The 9701-nt window shown below is 59.7% G+C and carries 9 protein-coding genes; all 9 read right to left on the reverse strand.

What is annotated here, in order from left to right; all coding sequences use genetic code 11:
- Positions 1-9: 9 nt before the first annotated feature.
- The 9 genes from fliE to ACF8R3_RS05230 all read right to left on the reverse strand — a co-directional run bounded on the left by fliE (position 10) and on the right by ACF8R3_RS05230 (position 9303).
- Complete coding sequence (fliE, locus tag ACF8R3_RS05190; protein WP_023533916.1) at positions 10-342, reverse strand: flagellar hook-basal body complex protein FliE; 333 nt, start codon at positions 340-342, stop codon at positions 10-12.
- A 227-nt stretch (positions 343-569) separates the two neighbouring features.
- Positions 570-1928: a sigma-54-dependent transcriptional regulator gene (locus ACF8R3_RS05195; protein ID WP_392515086.1), complete on the reverse strand. Its 1359-nt coding sequence runs from the start codon at positions 1926-1928 to the stop codon at positions 570-572.
- A complete protein-coding gene (locus ACF8R3_RS05200) occupies positions 1928-3145 on the reverse strand; it encodes a PAS domain-containing sensor histidine kinase (RefSeq protein ID WP_145255425.1) in 1218 nt (405 codons plus the stop codon). The genes ACF8R3_RS05195 and ACF8R3_RS05200 overlap by 1 nt, the downstream gene beginning before the upstream one ends.
- A 141-nt stretch (positions 3146-3286) precedes the next feature.
- On the reverse strand, positions 3287-4762 hold the full coding sequence (gene fleQ, locus ACF8R3_RS05205; RefSeq protein ID WP_392515088.1) for a transcriptional regulator FleQ: 1476 nt from the start codon (positions 4760-4762) through the stop codon (positions 3287-3289).
- Positions 4763-4941: 179 nt separating this feature from the next.
- Complete coding sequence (locus tag ACF8R3_RS05210) at positions 4942-5235, reverse strand: flagellar protein FliT (protein ID WP_196126975.1); 294 nt, start codon at positions 5233-5235, stop codon at positions 4942-4944.
- A gap of 24 nt (positions 5236-5259) precedes the next feature.
- Positions 5260-5652: a flagellar export chaperone FliS gene (fliS, locus tag ACF8R3_RS05215; RefSeq protein WP_392515090.1), complete on the reverse strand. Its 393-nt coding sequence runs from the start codon at positions 5650-5652 to the stop codon at positions 5260-5262.
- 79 nt (positions 5653-5731) lie between these two features.
- On the reverse strand, positions 5732-7087 hold the full coding sequence (fliD, locus tag ACF8R3_RS05220; RefSeq protein ID WP_392515092.1) for a flagellar filament capping protein FliD: 1356 nt from the start codon (positions 7085-7087) through the stop codon (positions 5732-5734).
- 78 nt (positions 7088-7165) lie between these two features.
- Positions 7166-7516, reverse strand: a complete 351-nt coding sequence (locus ACF8R3_RS05225; protein ID WP_144964637.1) for a flagellar protein FlaG — start codon at positions 7514-7516, stop codon at positions 7166-7168.
- A 77-nt stretch (positions 7517-7593) separates the two neighbouring features.
- On the reverse strand, positions 7594-9303 hold the full coding sequence (locus ACF8R3_RS05230) for a flagellin (protein WP_392515095.1): 1710 nt from the start codon (positions 9301-9303) through the stop codon (positions 7594-7596).
- Between the last annotated feature and the right edge of the window lie 398 nt (positions 9304-9701).

Raw genomic sequence — 9701 nt, forward strand, 5'->3', positions numbered from 1 at the left:
CGTCTGCCCTCAAACCGGCATTTGCATGATGTCCTGGTACGCCTGAACGAGCTTGTTGCGTACCTGGGTCAAGGCCTGCATCGAAACGCTGGCTTTCTGCGAAGCAATCATCACGTCGGTGAGATCGACCCCGGTCTTGCCGATTTCGAAGGCGTTCGCCAGCTGCGAAGAGGCCTGCTGGGTGTCATTCACCTTGCCGATGGCCTGGCCCAGCATATCGGCAAAGGTACTTTGCCCTGGGGCCAGCTCAGGGGCGGCTGATACTTTCGGCAGCGACATGGCATCGGCCTGCATGGCGCGCATGTCCAGCATCAGACGATTGAATTCAACACCTTGGGTCATGGGCTTCTCTCTCCGGCGGCCGCATATTTTTGACAGTCATGCGGCGGATAGCCTTCGTAAAGCAACAAAGGTGCCAGCCTTGAAAAAGGGTGGATGCATCGGGGAAAAACCGCGGATATCAGGCTACGAGGCACCGTGAAGATCAGTCCCGCCTGGCGAGCACTGGCTAAAAGCGGGCTGCATTGCACAGGCTCGAGAGGACGTCCGCAGGCTAAAACGGGACCGTCTCACTCGCCAAACAGGCTGGCTTCGACGTCGAAACCGGCGTCGCGCATCTGGGCAAGCTTATAGCGCAGCGTGCGCGGGCTGATGCCCAGACGCTCGGCCGCTTCCTTGCGCCGGCCCCGCTCGGCCCGCAAGGTGTCGATGATCTGCTGGTACTCGTGACGTCGCTTGTCGTCGCCCTGCTCGACGGACTGTTCACGCTGCCCAGATAATGGCACAGTGCCACCTGACAAGGGAATGGCGCCATCAAGACAAAAATCCGCCGCCTCGATCACGCCGCCTTGCTGCAGAATCAGAGCGCGCTGCAATGCGTTGTCCAGCTCACGTACGTTGCCAGGCCAGGTCCAGGCTTGCAGGCAGGCCTGCGCGTCGGCGGACAGGCGCACCGGCGCATGCTGCATCTTGGCAACGTGACGTGCCAGCAAGCGCTCGGCCAATTGAACGATGTCGCCCGGCCGCTCGCGCAGGGGTCGCCAGGCCAGCGGAAACACGGACAGCCGGTAGAACAGGTCCTCGCGAAAACGACCGGCAGCCACCTCGCCCGCCAGGTCCCGGTTGGTGGTGGCCACCACGCGGATATCCAGCGCGATGGGCTTGCGCCCCCCTACCCGCTCGACCTCACGCTCCTGCAGCACCCGCAGCAACTTGGCCTGCAAGGCCAATGGCATTTCAGAGATCTCGTCCAGCAGCAAGGTGCCACCGTTGGCCTGCTCGAACTTGCCAGGCTGCGCAGCGACCGCCCCGGTGAAGGCCCCCTTCTCGTGGCCGAACAGCGTGGCTTCGAGCATGTTGTCCGGTATGGCGGCACAGTTGATCGCAACGAACGGCTGGCTGGCACGGGGCGACTGCTGGTGGATGTAGCGCGCCAGCACTTCCTTGCCCGTACCCGACTCACCAGAAATCAGCACCGTCGAATTGCTGCGCGCCACGCGTGCGGCCAGCTCCAGCAACTGCCGGCTGGAGGGCTCGCACGCAACCGGGCCCTCCTCGTCCGTCACACGCCCGGCGGCATGCCGCTGCACAAGGTTGAGCAGCGCCTTGGGCTCGAAGGGCTTGACCAGGTAATCCACCGCGCCTTGGCGAATGGCCTCCACCGCCCGTTCCACGGCCGCGTGAGCGGTCATCAGCAACACCGGCAAGTGCGGCTGCTGGCGGCGCAGCTGGGCCAGCAATTGGTGGCCGTCCATGCCAGGCATGTTCACGTCGCTGATGACCAAATTGAAGGGTTCTTCGTGCACCACCTTCAAGGCCTGTTCGGCGCTGTCCACCGCCCTGAAGGCGAAACCACCCAGGTCGAGGGTATCGGCCAATGCCTCGCGCAGCACCCGGTCATCCTCGACCAGCAATACGTTCACACTCATCACCGGCTCTCCGCCAACGACCCGTCGATCAAGGGCAACTCTACTCGTACGCAGGTGCCGCGCCCTACCTTCGAGCGCATCTGCACGCTGCCGTGGTGGGCCTTGACCACCGCCTTGACCACCGCCAGCCCGAGCCCCGTGCCGGTCGACTTGGTCGTCAGGAATGGCTCGCCAATACGGGCGAGCAGATCAGGTGCAATGCCAGTTCCAGCGTCACTGATGCACAGGTGCAAGGTCTGCTGGCGCCGCCATAGGTGCACCTTGAGCCGCGCAGCGCCCTGGCTGGCCTGGGTGGCGTTTTCAATCAGGTTCAGCAGTGCACCCACCAGCGTGTCGCGGTTGCACAGCAGCTCACCCAGGCGACTGTCACACTGCCAGCGCACCGCGTGCCCCTGAACATGCGTCTGCGCGGCCTGCTGCAACGCCTGGAACAAGGCTTTAGGAGAAATCCGGTCCGTGAGGGGCAACTCGCCACGGGCGAACACCAGCATGTCGCGGACCTGTTGTTCCAGCTCGTGCAGGCGCTCCTTGAGGCTGCCAGCGAAACGCTGCCGGGTCTGGGTGGTCAACGCCTGTTCAGGGTCGGCCAGGTGGCTGGCGTAGAGCATGGCGGCAGAGAGCGGCGTGCGGATCTGATGCGCCAGCGAGGCGACCATGCGCCCGAGTGAGGACAATCGCTCGTGGCGTGCCAGTTGGTCTTGAAGGCGACGGGTTTCCGTCAAGTCGTTGAGCAGCACCAACTGCCCCGGCTCGGCATCGAGCGAGCGGGTGGCGATGGAGAGGCGACGGCCGTCGCGCAGGGACACTTCATGGCCGTCGTCCAGGCGCGGGGCAAAACTGCGGGCGATGACTTCACGCCACAGCTGCCCGATCAATGGCTCGCCCAGCAGCTCACAGGCGGCTGGGTTGGCCTCGCGAACGCTACCCTGCCCGTCGATGACAATCACCCCGCCGGGCAGCAAATCCAGCAAATGCTGCAAGCGGTTGGCCAGACGCTCTTTCTCGTTCAGCTCCTCGATGCGCTGGGCGCTGACCACCGCCAGCTCACCCTTGAGCTCACTGACCCGGGCTTCGAGCAGGCTGTAGGACTGGCTAAGCTGGCTGGAGACCTGGTCGAACAAAGCGAACGCCTGCTCGACACCCTGGCGGCTTTCCTGCTCGACCAGTGAATGCGCCTGGGGGGAAAGGGCTCGGGATACATGGGCGGCCTGGGGCATCGTGCTCTCTCGCGTGGCTGACCGTCATAAAAACGGTGTGGTGGCCAGTGCGTAGCAATACCCGTGCCGAAGATAAGGGCTTACAACATTTGCCGGAGGCTTCGCACTCCAGGCAGAGAATCTACCGCCTACCGACGACGATCACTCCTCTGCCTGGTCTTCACCACCCTGCCGGCTCATCCCATACTTGCGCATTTTCTCGACCAGCGTGGTGCGGCGAATTCGCAAGCGCTCGGCAGCACGTGCAACGATGCCGTTGGCGTCGTCCAGGGCTTGCTGGATCAGACCCTGTTCCAGGCTGCCCAGGTAATCCTTCAGGTCCAGGCCTTCAGGCGGCAACATGGCTGGGTTGTTGAAGTTGGGCGCGTGCCCGTTGATGGCGATGCGCTCTTCCAGGTCGTTGCGCAGGGTATCGACCATCTGCTCGTCTTCGTCATCGATGTAGCGGAATTTCTTCGGCAGCTCCGATACACCGATCACGCCGTAGGGGTGCATGATGGCCATGCGCTCGACCAAGTTGGCCAGCTCGCGCACATTGCCCGGCCAGCCATGGCGGCACAGGGACATGATCGACGCCGAATTGAAGCGAATGGAGCCGCGCTTTTCGTGCTCCATGCGCGAGATCAGCTCGTTCATCAGCAGCGGGATGTCTTCGACGCGCTCGCGCAGCGGCGCCATCTCGATGGGGAAGACGTTAAGCCGGTAATACAGGTCTTCGCGGAAAGTGCCGGCCTCGATCATGTGCTCGAGGTTCTTGTGGGTCGCGGCAATGATGCGCACATCGATGCTCTGGGTCTTGTTGCTGCCCACGCGCTCGAACGTACGCTCTTGCAGAACGCGCAACAATTTGACCTGCATGGGCAGCGGCATGTCGCCGATTTCATCGAGGAACAGCGTGCCGCCATTGGCCAGCTCGAAGCGGCCAGCGCGGCTGGTGATGGCGCCGGTGAACGCGCCTTTTTCATGGCCAAACAGTTCACTTTCCAGCAGCTCGGCCGGGATCGCGCCACAGTTGACCGGCACGAACGGCGCTTCGCGGCGCTTGGAATGATAGTGCAGGTTGCGCGCCACCACCTCCTTGCCGGTGCCTGACTCGCCAAGAATCAGCACGCTGGCGTCGGTATCGGCCACCTGTTGCATCATCTGGCGTACGTGCTGAATGGCGCGGCTGGTGCCTACCAGGCTGCGGAACAGGTTCGGCTCGCGCTGACGACCGCGCTCACGCGCCTGGTCGTACATTTCTCGATAGACCTGTGCGCGGTGCAGCGAATCGAGTAATTGGCTGTAGCTGGGTGGCATTTCCAGGTTCGACAGCACGCGGCGGCGCAGCTCTTCAGGCAGCTCGCTTGAAGAAATATCACCTAAAAACAGAACAGGAAGGAACTCATCCCATGAAAGCACTGTCTTAAGCAGCCCGAGCAGTGTGCCGGGCGTATTGACAGCGCCCACCAGCACGCACAGCACCTCGCGACTTGAAGACAGGGGCTCTACCACCTGCTGCCACTCATGGCTGGCACAGGACAGGTTCTCTTCGCCCAGGAAGTTGAGCACCACCGCCAGATCGCGGCGGCGGGTGCTGTCGTCATCGATCAGGAGAATCTTGGTTTCACGCCACATGCAATAGCAACTTCCCTAGTCATATCGGCGCCCGAGGGCGTGCTCAACATCATTCCGACTGAATGGTCAGTGTTTCGACGTCTGGAATACGAGAACAGGCACTAGTAAAGTCAAAAACTACCGAGCAGTCAAATTTATGGCGCCGCAGAACTGCGGGCTGCATACGGCCTCACGCAAACTCAGCTGAACAGATGGTATACCTTTGTCGCCTGTTTGGCTTGGTTGATATTCGACATTTCCGCGACCAGAGATTGACGCTCATCACTTGCAACGTCGATTAGCTGACGATAAACGGCCATGAGGGCCTCTAGGTTGGCCTTGAGCGCGGTCGCATCTTCCTGGTCGGCTAGCAGCGCCTCGTCGACGAGCGCCCGGCAACCCAAGTCCAATTGACCAATGGTTACCCAGTCGCGAGCTTCCAGCGCTTCGTTCAAGGCGTGGCAGGTATTGGCAATCTGATGCAATGCGCTCATAGGGGACTCCTTGCAGAGGGGTTGTTACTCGGCAGTCGCGATAGCATCCCAGCCGCTCTTGACGGTGATCATGAGCCGTGCGACTTCATCGATCACTTCGGGATCACTGTGTATGTTGGCCTGGGTCAGCCGAAGTGCCATGTACTCATACAAACTGTCCAGGCGATCAAGTTCATCGGGGTCGACGGCCTTGTCTTTGTCCAGACCCTCGCGCAGGCCGCCGATGATATCGACAGCCTTGCCCAACATGAGACCTTTTTGTGCCACGTCACCGCGAGAGATAGCGCCCTTGGCTTGAGCCATGCGATCCAGCGCGCCCTCCATGAGCAACTGCACCAGGCGATGGGGCGTGGCTTCGGAGATCTGGGCGTGGGAATTGACCTTCTGGTATTGGCGAAGGGCTCTCATCGGGTGCATGGTGGATCCTCAGTGAACAAGGCTGGACGGGGGCCGTATAACCTGTTTATCGGCGCCCCGCGGGGTTTCTTTAGCGCTGTCAGCTGTCGCTCTTGGCTTTATTCAACGCGTTGAGCGTGGTCATGACGCTGTCGCTGGTCGCCTTGAGCTGCGCAACCATGGTGTCCATCGCGTTGTACTTCTTGGTCAAGGTGTCGGTGAGTGACTCGATGCGCCGATCCAACGCCTGCTGCGATTCCTCGAGCTCCTTGAGCTGATTGGTAAGGCTGGTCTGGCGCGAGGCGAGGATGCCACCGGCCTTGGTGTACTCCTCGGTGACGTTGGTCATGCGCGTCAACAGCCCATCCTTGCCGGTGAACAGGTGGTTGATGTCGGCACCATAGGTTTTGACCGCCGCGTCCCACTTGGTGTCGTTGAACTCCAGCAGGCCGGTTTTCTGCACCGTGTTGATGCCGAGCTGCGACAACGTTCGCAGGCCCGTCGCACCCACGCTGTGGCTGATTTCATTGCGCACGGAATTGACCAGCGAGCGCATGGTGGCATCGCCGGTCAATGCGGCCGAACCTGTAGCGGCGCCATCGGCCCCGGTGGTGACCTTGGTTTGGGTATTGATGGTGGTCATTAGCGCGTTGTACGCCGTGACGAAAGACTTGACCGACGTCTTGAGCGTGTCGCTGTTGCTGGTGACTGCCAGGTTGGACTTGCCTTCCTTGACCAGAGTGATATCCACACCACTGATCGCGCCGGTCACGGTGTTGGACGCAGACTCCAGCGCCAGCCCATCGAGGGTGTACTTGGCGTTCTGCGGCTTGGCAATGGTAGACACACCCTGCGCCATGCTCGCGTCGCCCCCCAGCGTCAACTCGGTACCCTCGCCCATCTTGGTCGACGAGAAGATGAGCCGCGACCCACTGGCATCGGTGACGATGTTGGCCGTGATGCCCTTGGACTGCAGCTGGTCGTTGATCGTGTCACGCGCCTGCTGAAGTGTGGCGCCCGCGGCAATGTTCACGCTGTGGGTCGCATTGCCCTGGTTGATGGTCAGGGTCTGGGTTTCACCCGAGTCGTTGACGATTGTCGAGGTCTTTTCATAAATCTGGGTGGAAATTTTCGACGCGGTCGCCAGCTGGGTGACTTCGAGCGCGTAGTTGCCCGAGGAAGCGCCGTCGCCCAGCTTGATCTTGGCGATGGCTTCGTCCGAGGACGAAGAAGCCAGGCCAGAGAAACTCGAAGCGGTGTTGAGCTTGGCGACTGCGGCACGGAACGTTTCGAGCGCGCTCTTGACAGAGCCGATGGCCGAAAGCGAGGTGGTGGCGGTGGTGGTCTGATTGTTGATCTGGGTCTGCTTGGGCGCCTTCTCGGCACTCGCCAGGGCCTTCACAATGCCGCTGATGTCCAGGCCAGAGCCAAGCCCACTTATGGTCGAGCTTGCCATATCACATCTCCTTTATCGTAACCGCCGGTATTCCGACGAAAAAGCATCCGTGCGCTGGTAAACAAATGCCGTGCCAACTCAAACCTGGGTGCTGAACAACAGGCTGTTGGCATCTTTTAGGTTTTCCGCAAGCTTAAGCGCAGCTTCAGAAGGCAGCTGGCGGATGACTTCACCGCTTTGGCGGGCGATGACCTTGACCACCACCTGGCCGGTGGAGTCGTCGATCGAAAAATCCAGTTGTCGCTCCGAAGCCTTGACGAAATCCTGGATGGCACTGACGGCGCTTTCCAGGTCAGGCCGGGCTACGGGCTTGGAAACCTTGTCGGCGGGCTCGGCCTTGACCGGCTCGCTGGGTGGCCGTGCGCTGGGTGGCGCGTCCGGCGTGATGGCAGCGGGATGGGACAGGCCCAGCTTCATGCTTATATCCACGACTTACACCCTCAAGTGACGAAAAGACGAAAGGGTACGCGAACGTACCCTTCGTCAAACTTAGCCTGCTTTGGCAATTAGCCCAGCAGTTTCAGTACCGAAGACGGCAGCTGGTTGGCCTGGGACAGGATCGCGGTGGATGCCTGCTGCAGGGTTTGCTGCTTGGTCAGCTCGGCGGTTTCCGAAGCGAAGTCGGCGTCCTGTACACGGCTGCGGGCAGCGGTGGAGTTTTCCGAGATGCTGTTCAGATTGGCAACGGTGCTGTCGAAGCGGTTTTGAACGGCACCGAGCTGAGCGCGCTGGCTGTCAACCTGGGCGATGGCCGCGTCCAGAGCCTGGATAGCAACCTGAGAATCGGCTGCATTCAGGATATTCAGGTCAGAAACAGTGGTTTCCACAGTAGTAGCAGTGGTAGTACCTACTTTGGCCTCAAGACCCAAAGCCTTCAAACCAGTGCCAGCGCTACCATCTGCGATAGAGATGTTGCCGTCAGAGAAAAGGCTCAGAGTATTGTCTTCGTTTTTGCTGGCAGTGACGCCGGTGCTAGCGCTGTTGATAGCAGCTACCACAGCATCCATGTCATCGCCCTTTTTGAACTTCACTTCAACGTTGTTAAGAGTGATGGAAGTATCTGCGACCAGTTTAGCTTGAGTCGAGCCAGAAGACAGACCTAAAGAGGACAAAGCACCAGCAGTACCGTTCTCCAGCTTGATCGCCTTACCACCTTCAGAGCTCAGCAGCAGTCGGCCGGTTGCGGAATCAACCGCCGCTTTCACACCAGTGTCCTTGGTATCAGTATTGATGATACCTGCTATTTCAGCAGCAGTTTTGCCTGCGGGGATGCTGATCTCTTTATCATTGATACTAATTTTGGTATCAGATGCTGCTGCTACTGCTGGAACAGTGAAACCGAGCTTTCCAGCATCTGTACCACCAGTAGTTGCGGTGAAGGTTGTTGGGCTGGAGAGGCTGTATTTATCACCGTCTTTAGTGAAGGTGATTTTTTCCGCGGCAAGCGCCGCTTCAAATGCGTTAGAAAGCGTTGCTTTGTCGTTATTCTCCGCGGGCGCTCCAGGGCTGCCGGGAACTGCCCCTTTGATATCAATAGTTTTTGAGCCGACAGTCAACGTCGCTACTTCATTGTCCCCCAAAGCAGAGAACGAGGAAAGATCAACGGTAGTTGTAAAATTAGCAGGAGGCGGAGTGAAAACTTTACCTACTACAGAAGCAGAGAGATTGGTAACACTACCGGCAACATTCGCTTCGCTGTAGCTACCCTTCAAACCGGTCGCACTTACGTCTTTCATGCTGAACGAAATAGTTTCGTTAGCGCTTGCACCCACTTGGAAAGCAGTACTACCGAAGGAGCCATCCAGCAGGTTGCGACCACCGAAGGTGGTGGTGCTAGCAATACGATTCAGTTCGCCGGACAGAGCAGTGAATTCCTGCTGCAAGGAAGTACGGTCGTCATCGCTGTTCGAGCCGTTAGCCGACTGCAGGGCCAGTTCGCGCATACGCTGAAGAATGCTGGTCGATTCCTGCATTGCGCCTTCAGCGGTCTGGGCAATGGAGATGCCGTCGTTGGCGTTTTTTACGGCAACGCTCAGGCCTTTGATTTGGCTGGTTAGGCGATTGGAAATTTGCAGGCCAGCGGCGTCGTCTTTGGCGCTGTTGATTTTCAGGCCAGAGGACAGGCGGGACATCGAAGTACCCAGCGCTTCGGAAGCGCGGTTCAGGTTCTTCTGAACGCCCAAGGAGGTGATGTTGGTGTTGACGGTCAAAGCCATGACGAATTCCTCGTGGTATGGATACTGCGGCTTCCGGCCCTGGCGACAGCCGGGTGTGGCCTAGAGAACCTTCGTAATGGTTATCGTCGGATAGCCCGGTTGCTTGAGGGGTTTTTGCAAAAAAAAATGCTGGCATGCGGCCAGCCCTGGAAAATCAAGGGGTTAAGCGCGAAATTTTGGCGTCAAAAAGCGGATCAGGTGGGTGATGGGGAGATGGGGCTGTCTTGGAGGGCGTTGATGAATGACGTGGCGAACGAGAGGCCGAACGGGAATGGGGCGGAGGTTTCAGGCGTGCAGCTTCGCGTCAGGAATTGTTGGGGCCGCTGCGCGGCCCATCGCGGCGCAAGGCCGCTCCCACCAGGGTCTGCGATAGTCTCAACTCAGGCGTCACACAAGTC

This window comes from Pseudomonas sp. FYR_7, assembly GCF_043106155.1.
Lineage (GTDB): Bacteria > Pseudomonadota > Gammaproteobacteria > Pseudomonadales > Pseudomonadaceae > Aquipseudomonas > Aquipseudomonas parafulva_B.